This window comes from Streptomyces sp. JK94 (assembly GCF_053613315.1).
On the sequence record NZ_JBSICH010000035.1, the window covers coordinates 1 to 15,943 of the forward strand.

A 15,943-nucleotide genomic window follows, 5' to 3' on the forward strand; every position below is an offset into this window, starting at 1 on the left:
TGACGTCGATGCCCGGCGTCGGCGTCAGGACCGCCGCCGTCCTGCTGGTCACCGTCGGCGACGGCACCAGCTTCCCCACCGCCGCCCACCTCGCCTCCTACGCCGGCCTCGCCCCCACCACGAAGCAGTCGGGCACCTCCATCCACGGCGAACACGCACCCCGAGGCGGCAACCGGCAACTCAAACGCGCCATGTTCCTGTCCGCCTTCGCCTGCATGAACGCCGACCCCGCCTCCCGCGCCTACTACGACAAACAACGAGCACGCGGCAAAACCCACACCCAGGCCCTCCTCCGCCTCGCCCGCCAGCGCATCAGCGTCCTGTTCGCCATGCTCCGCGACGGCACCTTCTACGCACCCCGCGTCCCCAAGGACGTCGAACTCGCCGCATGACCCCCACAAGCCAAACCAACCCAAATCAACCCTGGGCGCCTTGACGAAAGACATAGAGGCACCCCCCCGCCGTCGGTGGAGCAGCTCACCCTGCGGATGACCGCGCTGTCGCACCCGGTGCGGATGCGGATCTGCCGTCACCTGGCGCGCAGTTCGTACACCACGAGCGAGCTGGCGCAGGTGCACGGCGTGTCGGCCCCGGAGATATCCAGGCACCTGGCCGTGCTGAAGAAGGCGGGCCTGATCACCACCCGCCGCCGCGGACGGTACGTCCTGCACCAACTGGACGTGACGGTGGTGGCCCGGCTGGGCAGCGACTTCCTGGAGGGAATACTCCGCTGATCCGCCGGAGCGCGGTCGCCCGTCCACAGGGGCACGCGGCGCTCCCCACCGGCGCGGCGTCCGCCGCGGGCGCCGTCAGCCCTGCCCGCCGCCGGCCCGCACCAGCCCGGTCTCGTAGGCGAGGACCACGACCTGCACCCGGTCGCGCAGGCCGAGCTTGGTCAGGATGCGCCCCACGTGCGTCTTCACGGTCGCCTCGGACAGCACGAGCCGGGCCGCGATCTCGCCGTTGGACAGGCCTTGGGCGACCAGCACCATGACCTCGCGCTCGCGTTCGGTGAGCCGGTGCAGTTCCTTGTGCCGGGGCTCCTGGCCGGTGGCCGGCAGCATCGGCGCGAACCGGTCCAGGAGCCGTCGGGTCGTCGAGGGGGCGACCACCGCGTCGCCGCTGTGCACGGAACGGATCGCGGCGAGCAGCTCGCCGGGCGGCACGTCCTTCAGCATGAAGCCCGAGGCGCCCGCCTTCAGCGCCGAGAACGCGTACTCGTCGAGGTCGAAGGTGGTCAGGATCAGCACCTTCGGCGCGTCCGGGTCCGCGCAGATCCGGCTGGTCGTCTCGACACCGTCGAGCTTGGGCATGCGGACGTCCATCAGGACGACGTCCACGGCGGTCGAGCGCAGCACCTGGAGGGCCTCGACGCCGTCGCCCGCCTCCGCGACGACCTCCATGTCCGGCTGGGCCGCCAGCACCATCCGGAAGCCGGTGCGCAGCAGCACCTGATCGTCGACGAGCATGACGCGGATCGCCATCGGGGCCTCTTCCGTTCTCCGGGCGTCCGGTCGTGCCGGTCGTGCCGGTGGTCTGCCGGATCGCCTGCCGGTTGTGACAGGTGTCAACGCCGTACATGCGTACGGGCGCGGATGTCAGTGTGCGGGTTTCAGCGGGAGCAGCGCACTGATGCGGAATCCTCCGCCCTGCCGCGGGCCCGCGTCCAGGGTGCCGCCGACCATGCCGACGCGTTCGCGCATACCGATCAGGCCGTGGCCCTGGCCGTCGAAGCCGCCCTCCTCGTACAGCTCGTGCGGGGCGCCCTTGCCGTCGTCCTCGACGAGCAGTCCGAGACCGTCGTCGAAGTAGACCAGCCGCACGCTCGCGCCCGCGTTGGGGCCGCCGTGCTTGCGCGTGTTGGTCAGCGCCTCCTGCACGATGCGGTACGCGGTGAGCTCGACGCCGCTGGGCAGCGTGCGCGGGGTGCCCTCGACCTTGAAGTCCACCGGCAGGCCGGAGGTGCGGCACTGCTCGACGAGGTCCTCGATCTGCTGGACGTCCGGCTGCGGCACGTACTCGCCGGCCTCCTGGTGCTCGCCGGTGCGCAGCACGCCGAGCAGGCGGCGCATCTCCGCGAGGGCCTGGCGGCCGGTGGAGGAGATGGTCTCCAGAGCCTTTCTCGCCTGGTCGGGGGCCGCGTCCATGACATAGGCGGCGCCGTCCGCCTGCACCACCATCACGGAGACGTTGTGCGCGACGACGTCGTGCAGTTCGCGTGCGATCCGGGCGCGCTCGGCGGCGACCGCGACCTTGGACTGCGCCTCGCGCTCCTTCTCCAGTCGGGCGGCCCGCTCCTCCAGCTGCGCGAAGTAGGCACGGCGGGTGCGGATGGAGTCGCCGAGCACCCAGGCCAGCGCGAAGGGCACCGCCTGGAACACCGTTATCGCGACGTTGTTGCCCATGCCCACGTCTTCCATGGGCCAGCGCACCTGGGCGACGGGCGCCGCGCACAGCCCCATGGTCAGCGCGGCCCGGGAGGCCCAGCGAGCGCCGGACACGGCCACGGTGTAGACGATGACCAGGAGGGCGAAGTCGGCCGCCATCGTCGACACGTCCAGCACCACTTGCCCGACGCCCACCGCGGCGGCCAGCAGGAGCATCCGCTCCGGCACGAGCCGGCGCAGCGCGATCACGACGCACAGGAGCAGAACGCAGGGAATGACCAGCGCCGTGGCGTCCGTCCCCCTGGTCTCCTGCTGCGGAGCCACGGACACGACGGAGATTCCGAACAGGACAAGGGCCCAGAAGCAGTCGACCCCGGTGGGGTGTCTGCGGAGGAAATCGTAGAGGCGCTGCACGTGAACCAGCGTAGGGAAGTGCGATAGGTGCAGGGGTCAACCGGAGGACCGATCCGCATCGTCCGTGCGTACTCCGCAAGGTGGAGGCTCCGCTCTCCTGTGCGCCTAGCCTGGGTCTGTGACGCGAGGGACAACAGGGATCAGAGCGACTGCTGCGGCGCAAAAGGCCTGGCGAGGCTGGAGAGAAGCAACGCAGGACGCCCTCTACGGTCCGGGCGGCTTCTACCGCCAGGGGCCCGAGGGTCCGGCCGGGCACTTCCGCACGTCCGTGCACGCGTCGCCGCTGTTCGCCCGGGCCGTGGCGCGGCTGCTGTGCCGGGTGGACGAGGCGCTCGGGCGGCCCGCGTCGCTGGGCTTCGTGGACATGGCGGCCGGGCGGGGGGAGCTGGTCACCGGGGTGCTGGCCGCGCTGCCCGCCGACGTGGCCGCACGCACGCGCGCGTACGCCGTCGAGGTCGCCGGACGGCCGCAGGGGCTGGACCACCGGATCGAGTGGCGCGCCGAGCCGCCGCGCGGGGTGACCGGGCTGCTGTTCGCCAACGAGTGGCTGGACAACGTGCCCGTGGACGTGGCCGAGGTGGACCCGGCCGGCGTGCCGCGGCGGGTGCTCGTCCGGGACGACGGCACCGAGCGGCTCGGGGAGCCGGTGGGCGGGGCCGAGGAGCAGTGGCTGGCGCGGTGGTGGCCGCTGCCCGGCGTGGAGGGGCTGCGGGCCGAGATCGGGCTCCCCCGGGACGCGGCCTGGGCGTCCGCCGTCGCGGCGCTGGCCGGGGGCCTCGCGGTGGCCGCCGACTACGCCCACACCGCGGCCACCCGCCCGCCCTTCGGGACGCTCACCGGCTTCCGGGAGGGGCGGGAGACGGCACCGGTGCCGGACGGGTCGTGCGACATCACCGCCCACGTCGCACTGGACGCGTGCGCGGCGGCCGGCACCGGGAGCTGCGCTCGGACCGGAGCCGAGGAACGTACCGCGGACCACGCCGGGGCACGTACGGCGGACCACGCCGGGGCACGTACCAGGGACCACACCGGGGCACGTACAGCGCCTCAGGCCCAGGAGTCCGCACCGGGCCGCACCGGGGACCACACACCGCCCCACGCCGACGCCCCCGCACCGGACCACACCGGGAAACACACCGCACGCCCCGCCGAGGAACCCGCACCGGCCCCCGCCGGGAGGCGCACGCCGGAGCGCACACCCCCTGGTGCGCTCCTGCGCCCCCAACGCGAGGTCCTGCGCGCGCTCGGTGTCGCGGGCACACGCCCCCCGCTCGCGCTGGCCTCCACCGATCCGACGGCGTACGTACGCGCCCTCACGCACGCCTCGGAGGCCGCCGAGCTGATCGCGCCGGGCGGGCTGGGCGACTTCGTGTGGCTGCTCCAGCCGGTGGGGGCCGTCGACGCGTCCGCGCTACTTGTCGATGTCCCCGACCACGAAGAACAGTGACCCCAGGATCGCGACCATGTCCGCGACCAGCGTCCCGGGCAGCAGCTCCGCGAGCGCCTGGATGTTGTTGTACGAGGCCGAGCGCAGCTTCAGCCGGTACGGGGTCTTCTCACCCTTGCTGACCAGGTAGTAGCCGTTGATGCCGAGCGGGTTCTCGGTCCAGGCGTACGTGTGGCCCTCGGGCGCCTTGAGCACCTTCGGGAGCCGCTGGTTGACGGGCCCGGGCGGCAGCTCGGCCAGGCGGTCCAGACAGGCGTCGGCGAGAGCGAGGGCGTTGTGCGTCTGCTCCAGGAGGCACTCGAAGCGGGCGAGGCAGTCGCCCTCGGTCCGGGTGACCACCTTCAGGGTGTCCTGGAGTGCGCCGTAGGCGAGGTACGGCTCGTCGCGGCGCAGGTCGAAGTCGACGCCGGAGGCGCGCGCGATCGGACCGCTGACGCCGTAGGCGTGCACGGCCTCGGGGGCGAGGGAGCCCACCCCGCGGGTCCGCCCCCGGAAGATCTCGTTGCCGAGCACCAGGTCGTCGAAGACGTCCATGCGCGAGCGGACCGCGGCGACGGCACCGCGCGCGCGGGTGGCCCAGCCGGCCGGCAGGTCCTCCTTGAGGCCCCCGACGCGGTTGAACATGTAGTGCATGCGCCCACCGGAGACCTCCTCCATGACGTTCTGGAGGACCTCCCGCTCCTGGAAGGCGTAGAAGACGGGGGTGATGCCGCCCAGCTCCAGGGGGTATGAGCCCAGGAACATCAGGTGGTTCAGCACCCGGTTCAGCTCCGCGAGCAGCGTCCGCGTCCACACCGCGCGCGCGGGTACCTCCATGCCGAGCATCCGCTCGACGGCGAGGACCACGCCCAGCTCGTTGGAGAAGGCCGACAGCCAGTCGTGGCGGTTGGCGAGCACGATGATCTGGCGGTAGTCACGGGCCTCGAACAGCTTCTCCGCGCCGCGGTGCATGTAGCCGATCACGGGCTCGGCACTCACGATGCGCTCGCCGTCCAGCACCAGCTTGAGCCGCAGCACCCCGTGCGTGGACGGGTGCTGGGGCCCGATGTTGAGCACCATGTCGGTGCTCTCCGCGGCACCGCCGACACCGACCGTGGTCTCCGTCGTGGGAGTCATGCACACAGTCTCCCCTACGTACGCTGGCCCCATGGAGACGGGGAGCACTGACGACACGGGCACGACGGGCAGCACGGGGGCGGCGGAGGCGGTGCCGGACGGGCCGGTGTGGACCGGTCTGCCGCCGGGACTGCTCCGCATGCGGCGGTTGTTGCTGGTGGTGTGGCTGGGACTGCTCGCACTCGCCGCGGGCCTGCTGTCCGGACTGTTCCTGGGCCCGCTCTGGGCGGCCCTGGCGCTGTTCCCCCTGGCCGTCACGGCCTGGGGCTGGTCGATGCTGGAGCGCAACTGGCGTTCCTGGCGCTACGCCGAGCGCGCCGACGACCTGCTGATCAACCGGGGCGTGCTGTGGCGGGAGGAGACCGTCGTCCCCTACGGGCGGATGCAACTGGTCGAGGTCACCTCCGGGCCGGTGGAGCGGTACTTCGGCCTGGCCAGCGTGCAACTGCACACGGCCGCCGCCGCGAGCGACGCGACCATCCCCGGCCTCGACCCGGCCGAGGCGGAACGCCTGCGCGACCGGCTCACCGCGCTGGGTGAAGCCCGATCGGCGGGGCTGTGACGACGCGCGGGGCGGAGAAGGGGCCGCCGGGGACCGGGGACGGTGTCGTCGAGCGGCGGCTGCATCCCGTCACGCCGCTGCGGCGGGCCTGGGCGCCGGTGGCCGTACTCGTCGGATGGGCCGTGCACGACCCGGACCAGGCCCAGCGCCAGCTCACCCGGCTGACGACGGCGCACCTGCTCATCGGCCTCGCCGTGCTCATCCCGGCTGCCGCCCTGTACGGCTTTTTGACCTGGTGGTTCACCCACTTCGCGGTGACCGACACGGAGTTGCGCATCCGTACCGGTCTGCTGTTCCGGCGCACCGCGCACATCCGGCTGGAACGCATCCAGGCCGTCGACGTCACCCAGCCGCTGCTCGCCCGCGTCGTCGGGGTCGCCAAGCTGAAACTCGACGTCATAGGCACCGGCAAGAAGGACGAGCTGGCCTTCCTCGGCGCCGACGAGGCGAGCGCGCTGCGGGCCGAGCTGCTCGCCCGCGCGGCCGGCCTCGCGCCCGAGACCGCGCACGAGGTCGGCGAGGCACCCTCCCGGCAGATGCTGCGCGTACCGCCGCGCGTACTCGCCGTCTCCCTGCTGCTGACCGGCGCGACCTGGGGCACGCTGATCGCCGCCGTCCTCGTACCGACGCTGCTGTGGCTGGCCACCCACAACCTGTGGACGGTGCTGGCGACCGCCTTGCCCCTGCTGGGCGCCGCGGGCGCGAGCAGCGCGGGCCGGTTCGTCGGGGAGTACGACTGGACGGTGGCCGAGTCCCCGGACGGCCTCCGCATCGACCGCGGGCTGCTGGACCGCACGCACGAGACCGTGCCGCCGGGCCGGGTGCAGACCGTACGGATCGTGGAGCCGCTGCTGTGGCGACGGCGGGGCTGGGTGCGGGTGGAGCTGGACGTGGCCGGGTCGTCGAACTCCGTGCTGCTGCCGGTCGCCCCGCGCGAGATCGCGGAGTCGGTCGTCGCCCGTGTCCTGCCCGGGGTGACCGTGCCGGCGGACCCGGCGCTGTCGCGGCCACCGCGCCGCGCCGCGCGGTGCCGGCCCCTGTGGTGGCGCGGTTACGGGCTCGCCGTCACGGACGCGGTCTTCGCCGCCCGGTACGGGCTGCTGCGCCGCACCCTGGCGCTGGTGCCGCACGCCAAGGTGCAGAGCGTCCGCCGCACCCAGGGGCCCTGGCAGCGGGCGCTGCACCTGGCCGGCGTACGGGTGGACACGGGGGCGAACAAGACCGTGACCGCACGGCTGCGCGACGCGGACGAGGCGACGGAGCTGCTGCGGGCCCAGGCGGAGCGTTCCCGGACGGGGCGGCGCGACGCGCTGCCGGACCGCTGGATGGCCTGAGGACGACACGACGCGCCACCGGACCACCGGACGGCCTGAGGACGGTGAACCCGCCGGCCGATGGCCGAGACCGCCGGCGCCGCCGGGACGGACGACCCACCACGACCACGGCGTCCACCGCCGTCGCGGGGTGGAGCCGGTCCCGAGGACGGGCGCCTGCCCGCGTCAGGACACCGCGCTGCGCAGTGCCTGTACGTCGATCTGCTCCGTCTCGTCGTGGGCCGTCAGGTCGATCACCTGGCCCACTCCCCGGGACTCCTCGCCGGCCGGCTTGAAGGCGGCCTCCGTCTCGGCCTTGTGCAGGGCGAGGGCCTCCTGACCGACCACGTCGGCGAGGTCCTCGTTCTGGACGGACTCCAGGGTGCCGGGCGAGGAGGTCCCGTCCTCGGAGTCCTTGGTGCCGAAGAAGTCGAAACCGCCCTCGACCGCGGGGCGCCGCTCCGGAGCGGTCGGTACGACGGCCACCGCGGTCGGCACCGTGAAGTGACCGGTGGTCCGCCGGGTGGGCCGGGCGGGCTGCGCGAACCGGCCGTCGGACCGCTCGGACGCCTCGGACCGCTCGGACGCCTCGGACCGCTCCGGCTGCCCTGATGGCCCCGGCCGTTCGGACGGCTCGGAGCGGTCGGTCCGTCCGGGCTGGGCCGGCGGGGAGGCGGTGGTGGCGCGCTCGTGTCCGCCGGCCGCCTCGGGCCGTCCCTGGGGCTCGTCCTCCGGTGCGGCCTCGGCCGCCTCCGCGCTCTCGCCTCCGCCGTTGCCGCCGTCGTCCCCGCCGTCCCCGTCGTCGCCGTCCCCGGAGTCGCCGGAGTCGCCGGAGTCGCCGTCGCCGTCACGGTGACCGGCGTCCGGTCCGACGGGTGCGTCCTGGCCGAACCGGGCCAGGGCGGCGTTCGCCCGCAGGAACAGCCGGGAGCCCGCGGGCGAGAAGACGGCGGGGGCCTCCTCGGTGACCGCAGGGGTCTCCGCTGCCCCCGCGCCCGGCGCCCCGTCGGCCGGCGCGACGCCGACCGGGGCCCCGTCAGCCGGCGTCCGGTCGGCCGGCGCCGCCCCGGCCGAGGTCTCCCCCACCGGCGCCTGACGTGCCGCCGGCAGTGCGCGCGCCTGCGGCACGGTCTCTATCTCCATCAGCCGGCGGCCCTCCAGCGCGCTGGCACGCTCGGTCTCCGCCGTGGCGTAGCGCCGCAGCAGGGCGGCGTGCTCGTTGCGCAGCCCCGCCAACTCCGTGCGCTTCACCCGCAGCCGGTGCTCCAGCTTCACGCGCAGCTCGCGCGACTCCTCCAGGTCGGACTCCAGTTCGGCGACCCGTTCCTCGTAGCGCCACTCGTCGCTCGCCCGCGCGCGCGTGAGGTCGGCGACGCGCCTGCCCGCCTGCACGTCCCAGTGCCGCATGACGACCGAGCCCGCGACGGCCGTCACCGCGGCGACCGCGGCCAGTGAGCGCAGGATCATCGCTTCGCTGAACACCCAGGGGCCGAGGGCGCAGACGACGGAGACGCCTGCGATCGCCGACGGAGGAAGCAGCCTGTGCAGGGGCGGGGAATGGCGGTGACGTCCACGTGGCATGGCCAGAAACTTACCGCGCGTAGGCGAATCTTGGCGCCCCGCCCCGTAAAAACACGGTCTACTCCTACGTGTTCACAGGACACCGGGAATCCACATGCCCATCGGCAGCCGAATTACTTCAAGATCACTTCTGTGGGACGCCCCGTCGCGCCCGCCCGGCCGCCCACCGAGCCGCCCGCCGAGCCACTGCGGCGTCGCGGGATTCTCGCGCCGCCAGGCAGGGAAGTCGTGCCCGCCGCTTTCCAGGATGATCGACGAGATCCGCATCGGTTTCCTGTCCTTCACCCGTTCAAAGAACTCCAGCGTGTCCTTGTAGTTGGCCTCACCGGACTAGCCGCCGGTGAGGAGCGGTGAAGTAGGTGAGGTGTGGACCCGCGAGACCGGGCTCGACGCCCTCGAACCGGGCGACGAGGCGGTGGTGGACGTCGCGGATTTCTCCCTGGCCGGCCGCTCGATGCGCAACGTGCGCCAGAGAGGCCGGCGCAGCGAGCGCGCCGGTTGCGGGACCCGGCCGGGTACGGCGCGTGGCTGACCTCGGCGGCCCCGCACCGCGCCGCGTCCGCCGCGCCGCCGGGGACTGGCGCGGCACGGACACCGAGCGCGGCTTCTCCACGGCCTGGACCACATCGGCGACCCGACCGACGGCGACTGCCCGATCGCGACCACGCACCGGCAGGACGGCGCGTACGGCGAGCCCGGCGCGCACGGCAGGCACGGCGAGCCCGGCGGGCACGGCGCGACCTCAGGGCGATCCCGTACTTCGTGCCGTGGGGCGCCGACGGCCGGCCCCCCCCCCGACCTGACGAGGCCCGACCGCTCGGCCGGCCCCGGCATGAACGAGCTGCTGATCGTGGCCGCCCTCCGGACCGCCCCGCAGCCGGGCGGCACGCGGGCCTCCCTGAAGCAGGGACCGGGACCGAGGGACAGAGGGACAGGGGGACGGGGGACGAAGGACGGGGGACGGGGGGATGGGGGGGGACGGGGGCCGTACGCCGCCGCGCGCGCCCTCACCCACCCACCGCCGCCGGAGGCCCCCACCCCCGGGGCCTACGCTGAACACATGAGCAAGCAGACCGGCCGCCGCCACCACCTGGCGGGACTGACCCCATGGGACCGCTGCGCGGTCATGGGCGTCGTCAACGTGACCCCCGACTCGTTCTCCGACGGCGGCCGCTTCTTCGACACCACGGCCGCCATCAAGCACGGCCTCGGCCTCGTCGACGAGGGCGCCGACCTGGTGGACGTCGGCGGCGAGTCCACCCGCCCCGGCGCCACCCGCGTCGACGAGGAGGAAGAGCTCAGGCGCGTCGTCCCGGTCGTGCGCGGCCTGGCCTCCGAGGGCGTCGCGGTCTCCGTCGACACGATGCGCGCCTCCGTCGCCGAGCAGGCACTCGCGGTGGGCGCCGCCCTCGTCAACGACGTCAGCGGCGGCCTCGCCGACCCCCGGATGGTCCCGGTCGTCGCCGACGCCGGCGCCCCTTTCGTGGTCATGCACTGGCGCGGCCTCCTGGAGGGCGGCAACGTCCGCGGCACCTACGCCGACGTCGTCACCGAGGTCGTGGACGAGCTGCACGCGCGCGTGGAGGCGGTCCTGGAGGGCGGCATCGCCCCCGACCGCGTGGTCGTCGACCCCGGCCTCGGCTTCTCCAAGGACGCCGAGCACGACCTCGTCCTCCTCGCCCACCTCGACCGTCTCCTCGGCCTCGGCCACCCCCTGCTCGTCGCCGCCTCCCGCAAGCGGTTCCTCGGCCGGGTGCTCGCCGGTCCGGAGACGGCCCCGCCGCCCGCGCGGGAGCGCGACGCGGCCACCGCCGCCGTCTCCGCCCTCGCGGCGCACGCCGGCGCCTGGGCCGTACGCGTGCACGAGGTACGCGCCACGGCCGACGCCGTACGGGTCGCGCGCGCCGTCGAAGGGGCGCGCAGAACGGACCAGGGCTCGGAAGGAACCCGGTGAACGCACCGCACATCGACGTCGAGCAGGTAGAGGCCGCCAACACCGCCTTCTACGAAGCGCTGGAGCAGGGCGACTTCGAGAAGGTGTCGGACTTCTGGCTCACCCCGTCCGACCTGGGCATCGACGAGTCGTACCACGACCCCGCCGACGCCGGCGTGGTCTCCTGCGTCCACCCCGGGTGGCCGGTGCTCACCGGCCGCGGCGAGGTCCTGCGCTCCTACGCGCTGATCATGGCGAACACGGACTACATCCAGTTCTTCCTCACCGACGTGCACGTCTCCGTGACCGGTGACACCGCCCTGGTGACCTGCACCGAGAACATCCTCAGCGGCGGCCCCGCCCCCGAGGGCGACGAGCTCGGCCCGCTCGTGGGGCAGCTCGTGGTCGCCACGAACGCGTTCCGGCGCACGCCCGCCGGCTGGAAACTCTGGTCGCACCACGCCTCCCCCGTACTGGCCGAGACCGAGGACGAGGAGGGCGAGGACACCCCGCCCTGACCCGGGTGAGCCGCGACGTGGTTGGAATCACGGGCCGCCGGGTATGGGCGGCTACCAACCCGTGATCCACCGGGACCGCCAGGGGAAACGCACGGTGAAACCTCCTGGCCCCCGTCCGGCCCCCCACACCCCGTGGCCCGGCGCTGTGGGTGCCCGCGGGTAGATTCGACTGTGGCCGGCGTACCGCCCGCACGTGGTGCGCACCGGCCGAGACCGACGACTGCAGGAGTGATTCGCGTGGATCGTGTCGCGCTGCGCGGCCTGAAGGCCCGCGGGCACCACGGTGTGTTCCCCAAGGAACGCGAGGACGGCCAGACCTTCCTCGTGGACATCGTCCTTGGCCTGGACACCCGTCCGGCCGCGGCCGACGACGACCTGGCGAAGACCGTGCACTACGGCATCGTCGCCGAGGAGGTGGTGGCCGTCGTGGAGGGCGAGCCCGTCAACCTCGTCGAGACGCTCGCCGAGCGCATCGCCCAGGTCTGCCTGAAGCACGACGGGGTCGAGGAGGTCGAGGTCTGCGTCCACAAGCCCGACGCGCCGATCACCGTCCCCTTCGACGACGTGACCGTCACCATCATCCGGAGCCGTGCATGAGCACCTCGTTCACCAAGGGCCTCAGCGACCCGACCGTACAGCCGGTGCCCGCCTCCGTCATCGAGCAGGTCGACGCCGCCGACACCACGCTGTCCAACCCCGAACGGGCCGTGATCGCCCTCGGCGCCAACCTCGGCAACCGGCTGGAGACCCTCCAGGGCGCCATCGACGCCCTGGAGGACACGCCGGGCGTGCGCGTCAAGGGCGTCTCGCCGGTCTACGAGACGGAACCGTGGGGCGTCGACCCCGACAGCCAGCCCTCGTACTTCAACGCGGTCGTGGTCCTGAAGACCACCCTGCCCCCGTCCTCCCTGCTGGAGCGGGCGCACGCGGTCGAGGAGGCCTTCCACCGGGTGCGCGACGAGCGCTGGGGCCCGCGCACCCTCGACGTCGACATCGTCGCCTACGCCGACGTGGTCTCCGACGACCCGCACCTCACCCTCCCCCACCCGCGCGCCCACGAACGCGCCTTCGTCCTGGCCCCCTGGCACGACGTGGAGCCCCACGCCCACCTGCCCGGGCACGGCCCGGTCGCCGGCCTCCTGGCCGCCGTCACCCGAACCGGCGTCGCGCCCCGCGCCGACCTGGAACTCCGGCTGCCCGAGTAGTCGTTAAGGTCGACAAGGTCGTTAAGGTCGGCAAGGCACACCGACGACCACGCAGGGGAACCGAAGGGACACCGGGACACCGTGAAAGAGCTGCGCATCAGGGTGCTGGCCGGCGTGTTCGTCGTCGCCGCGGTCCTGTCCTGGGCGGGCGCCCGCCTGTGGAACTCGTTCGGAAGCCTCCCGAGCGTCCCCCTGGCCGCTCCGATCGTCCTCGCCCTGATCGCCGTGATCCTGCTGGCCACGGCGCTGTCGATCCGGACCCGGCTGAAGGCCCAGCGGGACCGCGTCCCCGACGCCAAGGGCGTCGACCCGATGATGGCGGCCCGCTCGGTGGTCTTCGGCCAGGCCAGCGCCCTGGTGGCCGCCCTCGTCGCCGGGATGTACTGCGGCACGGGCGTCTTCCTGCTGGAGTACCTCGACATCCCGGCCCGCCGCGACCAGGCCTTCTACGCCGGCTTCTCGGTCGTGGCGGGGATCGCCGTCATAGCGGCCGCGATCTTCCTGGAGCGGGTCTGCAAGCTCCCGGAGGACGACGACGAGGACCACCCGGGCACGGCCCCGGCGGCCTGACCCGCCCCCTCCCGTCGCCGTGCCGCCCCCTCCGCACTCGGTGGGTGCCGAGGGGGGCGGTGGGCCGGCACGGGCGCCGGCGGACGTGCTCAGCGGGCCATGATCAGGCTCATCGCCTCGTTGCGCGTGGCGAGGTCGCGCAGCTGGCCGCGCACCGCCGACGTGAGGGTCTTCGCGCCGGGCTTGCGGATGCCGCGCATCGACATGCACATGTGCTCGCACTCCACGACGACGATCACGCCGCGGGGCTCCAGGATCTCCATCAGCGAATCCGCGACCTGCGTGGTGAGACGTTCCTGCACCTGCGGGCGGCGCGCGTAGACGTCCACGAGACGGGCCAGCTTGGACAGCCCCGTGATCTTCCCGCTGGGGGACGGGATGTAGCCGACGTGCGCGACCCCCCGGAACGGAACGAGGTGGTGTTCACACGTGCTGAACACCTCGATGTCCTTCACCAGCACCATCTCGTCGTGCCCGAGGTCGAACGTGGTCGTCAGCACGTCCCCGGGCTCCTGCCACAGCCCTGCGAATATCTCCCTGTACGCCCGTGCCACGCGCGCGGGCGTCTCCCTCAGCCCCTCGCGGTCGGGGTCCTCCCCGACCGCGATGAGCAGTTCGCGTACGGCGTTCTCGGCCCGCTTCTCGTCGAACTCGCCGATCCGGCCGTCGCCGTCCAGCGTCACGGGGTCGGTCATCTGGTGCCTCGTTCCTGTCCTGATACTGCCGTCGGCATACGGAAACGCCGCGCCCCCCAAGGCTAGAACCTGGGGGGCGCGGCATACATTCCGGGCCTGGCGGGCCACCGGGAGTGGCTGGATCAGCTCTCCGGGCGGTCCTCCGGGGCTCGCTCCGGCGCCGGTGCGGGCTCCGGAGTCGTGCTCTTGGCGGTACTGATCGCCGCCGGGGCGCCGTTCGATCCGTTCGTCAGGGCCAGCTCCTTGGGGGAGAGCACCGGCGGACGGGTCGAGGGCGTGCGGCGGGACGATCCGGTCCAGGCGGGCCGGGCCGGACGCTTGACGATCTGGGAGAAGACCTCCGCGATCTCCTCCTTGCCGAGCGTCTCCTTCTCCAGCAGGGCGAGGACGAGGTTGTCGAGGACGTCGCGGTTCTCGACCAGGATCTCCCAGGCCTCGTTGTGCGCCGTCTCGATCAGCTTCTTGACCTCTTCGTCCACCAGCGCGGCGACCTCTTCCGAGTAGTCGCGCTGGTGCGCCATCTCGCGCCCGAGGAACGGCTCGGTGTTGTCGCCACCGAACTTGATCGCACCGAGACGCTCGGTCATGCCGTACTGCGTGACCATCGCCCGAGCCAGGCCGGTGGCCTTCTCGATGTCGTTGGCGGCGCCCGTCGTCGGGTCGTGGAAGACCAGTTCCTCGGCCGCTCGGCCGCCCAGCATGTAGGCGAGCTGGTCGAGCATCTCGTTGCGCGTGGTCGAGTACTTGTCCTCGTCCGGGAGCACCATCGTGTAACCGAGGGCCCGGCCTCTCGACAGGATCGTGATCTTGTGGACGGGGTCGGAGTTGGGTGAGGCCGCCGCGACCAGGGCGTGTCCGCCCTCGTGGTACGCGGTGATCTTCTTCTCCTTGTCCGACATGATCCGGGTCCGCTTCTGCGGGCCCGCGACCACACGGTCGATCGCCTCGTCCAGCATGTGGTTGTCGATCAGCCTCTGGTCGCTGCGGGCCGTCAGCAGGGCCGCCTCGTTCAGCACGTTGGCCAGGTCGGCACCGGTCATGCCGGGCGTACGGCGGGCGACGGCCGACAGGTCGACGTCCTCCGCGACCGGCTTGCCCTTCTGGTGGACCTTGAGGATCTCCAGCCGGCCCTGCATGTCCGGGCGGTCGACCGCGATCTGCCGGTCGAAGCGGCCGGGGCGCAGCAGCGCCGGGTCGAGGATGTCCGGCCGGTTCGTCGCGGCGATGAGGATCACGCCGCCCTTGACGTCGAAGCCGTCCATCTCGACGAGCAGCTGGTTCAGCGTCTGCTCGCGCTCGTCGTGACCGCCGCCGAGGCCGGCGCCGCGGTGGCGGCCGACCGCGTCGATCTCGTCGACGAAGACGATCGCCGGGGCGTTCGCCTTGGCCTGCTCGAACAGGTCGCGCACCCGGGAGGCACCGACACCGACGAACATCTCGACGAAGTCGGAACCGGAGATCGAGTAGAACGGCACGCCCGCCTCGCCCGCGACGGCACGCGCGAGCAGGGTCTTGCCGGTGCCGGGCGGGCCGTACAGCAGCACGCCCTTGGGGATCTTGGCGCCGACGGCCTGGAACTTGGCCGGCTCCTGCAGGAACTCCTTGATCTCGTGGAGCTCCTCGACGGCCTCCTCCGAACCGGCGACGTCCGAGAACGTCGTCTTGGGGGTGTCCTTGGTGATGAGCTTGGCCTTGGACTTGCCGAAGTTCATGACCCGGCTGCCGCCGCCCTGCATCTGGTTCATCAGGAACAGGAAGATGACCACGATGAGGACGAAGGGAAGCAGAGTGATCAGGAGCCCGACGAACGGGTTCTGCTTCGACGGCGACACGGTGTAGCCGTCGGGGATCTGCTTGTCCTGGTACTTGTTCTGCAGCGTGTTGGCGAGGGTCACGCCCTGGTCGCCGATGTAGCTCGCCTTGATCTTCGAGCTGTCCTCGACCTTTTCGCCGTCCTTGAGGTGGACCTCGATGGTCTGCTCGTCACCGGTGGTGAGCTTGGCCGACTCGACCCTGTTGTCGTTGATCGCCTGGACGACCTGGCCAGTGTCCACCGTCTTGTAGCCGCCGGACGAGCCGACGACCTGCATCAACACGACCACGGCAAGGACGGCCAGCACGATCCACATGACCGGCCCACGGAAGTATCGCTTCACGTCCATCCACACGGAGCGGTGCCGCCCCGTCCCTCCTGCCATAGTG

General features: G+C 72.5%; 15 protein-coding genes and 3 pseudogenes. 11 read left to right on the plus strand and 7 right to left on the minus strand.

The window, feature by feature from the left end; translation table 11 throughout:
- A partial coding sequence (locus tag ACVV2G_RS26705; protein WP_453844860.1) for a transposase occupies positions 1-392 on the plus strand: 392 nt, incomplete at its 5' end.
- Positions 393-458: 66 nt separating this feature from the next.
- Positions 459-734, plus strand: a pseudogene (locus tag ACVV2G_RS26710) (ArsR/SmtB family transcription factor); the annotation flags it as partial.
- Between the two features lie 75 nt (positions 735-809).
- Here ACVV2G_RS26710 and ACVV2G_RS26715 read toward each other — a convergent pair.
- Together ACVV2G_RS26715 and ACVV2G_RS26720 are read right to left on the minus strand one after the other, a co-directional pair.
- Complete coding sequence (locus ACVV2G_RS26715; protein ID WP_453845321.1) at positions 810-1,484, minus strand: response regulator; 675 nt, start codon at positions 1,482-1,484, stop codon at positions 810-812.
- Positions 1,485-1,598: 114 nt separating this feature from the next.
- Positions 1,599-2,801 (minus strand): sensor histidine kinase, encoded by a 1,203-nt coding sequence (locus ACVV2G_RS26720; RefSeq protein WP_453845322.1) that lies wholly within the window; start codon positions 2,799-2,801, stop codon positions 1,599-1,601.
- Between the two features lie 268 nt (positions 2,802-3,069).
- Here ACVV2G_RS26720 and ACVV2G_RS26725 point away from each other — a divergent pair, with 268 nt between their 5' ends.
- A complete protein-coding gene (locus ACVV2G_RS26725; protein ID WP_453845323.1) occupies positions 3,070-4,248 on the plus strand; it encodes an SAM-dependent methyltransferase in 1,179 nt (392 codons plus the stop codon).
- On the opposite strand, the gene ACVV2G_RS26730 is transcribed toward ACVV2G_RS26725, so the two are convergent.
- Entirely contained in the window at positions 4,213-5,364 is a 1,152-nt protein-coding gene (locus tag ACVV2G_RS26730; protein WP_453845324.1) for an NADH-quinone oxidoreductase subunit D, read from the minus strand. The genes ACVV2G_RS26725 and ACVV2G_RS26730 overlap by 36 nt on opposite strands.
- Positions 5,365-5,395: 31 nt before the next feature.
- On the opposite strand from ACVV2G_RS26730, the gene ACVV2G_RS26735 reads away from it, so the two are divergent.
- Positions 5,396-5,926, plus strand: coding sequence for a PH domain-containing protein (locus ACVV2G_RS26735; RefSeq protein WP_453845325.1), 531 nt, complete (start codon positions 5,396-5,398; stop codon positions 5,924-5,926).
- The gene (locus ACVV2G_RS26740) at positions 5,923-7,260 is read left to right on the plus strand and encodes a PH domain-containing protein (RefSeq protein WP_453845326.1); all 1,338 of its coding nucleotides are present in this window, start codon (positions 5,923-5,925) and stop codon (positions 7,258-7,260) included. Before ACVV2G_RS26735 ends, ACVV2G_RS26740 begins: the two co-directional genes overlap by 4 nt.
- Positions 7,261-7,425: 165 nt before the next feature.
- On the opposite strand, the gene ACVV2G_RS26745 is transcribed toward ACVV2G_RS26740, so the two are convergent.
- A complete protein-coding gene (locus ACVV2G_RS26745; protein WP_453845327.1) occupies positions 7,426-8,820 on the minus strand; it encodes a hypothetical protein in 1,395 nt (464 codons plus the stop codon).
- Positions 8,821-8,979: 159 nt separating this feature from the next.
- Positions 8,980-9,147: pseudogene (locus ACVV2G_RS26750) on the minus strand (esterase); the annotation flags it as partial.
- A 31-nt stretch (positions 9,148-9,178) separates the two neighbouring features.
- Between ACVV2G_RS26750 and ACVV2G_RS26755 the strand changes: the two are divergent.
- The 6 genes and pseudogenes from ACVV2G_RS26755 to ACVV2G_RS26780 form a co-directional block, all read left to right on the plus strand.
- Positions 9,179-9,721: pseudogene (locus tag ACVV2G_RS26755) on the plus strand (phosphatidylglycerol lysyltransferase domain-containing protein); the annotation flags it as partial.
- Positions 9,722-9,880: 159 nt separating this feature from the next.
- The gene (folP, locus tag ACVV2G_RS26760; RefSeq protein ID WP_453845415.1) at positions 9,881-10,774 is read left to right on the plus strand and encodes a dihydropteroate synthase; all 894 of its coding nucleotides are present in this window, start codon (positions 9,881-9,883) and stop codon (positions 10,772-10,774) included.
- The gene (locus tag ACVV2G_RS26765; RefSeq protein WP_453845328.1) at positions 10,771-11,271 is read left to right on the plus strand and encodes a nuclear transport factor 2 family protein; all 501 of its coding nucleotides are present in this window, start codon (positions 10,771-10,773) and stop codon (positions 11,269-11,271) included. Before folP ends, ACVV2G_RS26765 begins: the two co-directional genes overlap by 4 nt.
- Before the next feature lie 237 nt (positions 11,272-11,508).
- Positions 11,509-11,868, plus strand: a complete 360-nt coding sequence (folB, locus tag ACVV2G_RS26770) for a dihydroneopterin aldolase (RefSeq protein ID WP_453845329.1) — start codon at positions 11,509-11,511, stop codon at positions 11,866-11,868.
- The gene (gene folK, locus ACVV2G_RS26775; RefSeq protein ID WP_453845330.1) at positions 11,865-12,476 is read left to right on the plus strand and encodes a 2-amino-4-hydroxy-6-hydroxymethyldihydropteridine diphosphokinase; all 612 of its coding nucleotides are present in this window, start codon (positions 11,865-11,867) and stop codon (positions 12,474-12,476) included. Before folB ends, folK begins: the two co-directional genes overlap by 4 nt.
- An 81-nt stretch (positions 12,477-12,557) precedes the next feature.
- Positions 12,558-13,046: a DUF3180 domain-containing protein gene (locus tag ACVV2G_RS26780; protein WP_453845331.1), complete on the plus strand. Its 489-nt coding sequence runs from the start codon at positions 12,558-12,560 to the stop codon at positions 13,044-13,046.
- Between the two features lie 89 nt (positions 13,047-13,135).
- Here ACVV2G_RS26780 and folE read toward each other — a convergent pair whose 3' ends face one another.
- Both folE and ftsH read right to left on the minus strand, forming a co-directional pair.
- The gene (gene folE, locus ACVV2G_RS26785) at positions 13,136-13,741 is read right to left on the minus strand and encodes a GTP cyclohydrolase I FolE (protein WP_453845332.1); all 606 of its coding nucleotides are present in this window, start codon (positions 13,739-13,741) and stop codon (positions 13,136-13,138) included.
- Positions 13,742-13,863: 122 nt separating this feature from the next.
- Complete coding sequence (gene ftsH, locus ACVV2G_RS26790) at positions 13,864-15,903, minus strand: ATP-dependent zinc metalloprotease FtsH (RefSeq protein ID WP_453845416.1); 2,040 nt, start codon at positions 15,901-15,903, stop codon at positions 13,864-13,866.
- Positions 15,904-15,943 lie beyond the last annotated feature (40 nt).